Here is a 663-nt window from a genome sequence, read left to right on the forward strand (position 1 = left end):
GCGGGCGCACCGTGGAGCTGCAGTCCTCCTCGTCCGTCACCACGACCACCAGCAGCCGCGCTCCATCCCGAAGGAAGCCGCCGTTGCCTCCCTCGCCGATGGAGGTGTTGGCCAGGGACCGAGCGGGAGCACGGTAGCCAGCGTTTCGCGGAGCGGGAGCGGGAGCGACGGTGGGTGCTCGTGGGTGGACATCGCGTGGGCCCGGCAGCGGACACTCAGGAGGCAGACGGGCGAACGAGTCAATCCCGGCACCGTGCGCGCATCGGGTGCGGGATGGAGCTTGAAGGGGAGCAAGGAGGCGACGATGCGCGAGTCACGAGGTGCGTTGAAGTTGGGCTCGCTGCGGGGCATCCCCATCCGCGTCCACTATTCGCTGCTGCTCGTCCTGCCGCTGTTGGCGTACCTGTTCGGCGGCGCGTTCCGGCGGGCGGCGGAGGTGGCCAATGTGCCTCCGGAGCAGCTGATGGGTTCGCCCATCTTGTGGGGGCTGGGCGTGGCGGTGGGGTTGTTCGCGTCCGTCTTCATCCACGAGCTGGCGCACACATTCTACGCGCTGGCGCGGGGCGGGCAGGTGCGCTCGATTACGTTGATGATGGTGGGCGGGGTGTCGGAGCTGTCGGAGGCGCCGCCTCGGCCTCGGGACGAAGCGCTGATGGCGTTGGT

Annotated in this window: 1 pseudogene; it reads left to right on the forward strand. The window is 69.4% G+C overall.

The features are described 5' to 3' along the window. Nucleotides 1-304: 304 nt before the first annotated feature. Nucleotides 305-663: pseudogene (locus HUW62_RS47570) on the forward strand (site-2 protease family protein); the annotation flags it as partial.

The organism is Myxococcus sp. AM011, assembly GCF_013372595.1.
Taxonomy (GTDB): domain Bacteria; phylum Myxococcota; class Myxococcia; order Myxococcales; family Myxococcaceae; genus Myxococcus; species Myxococcus eversor.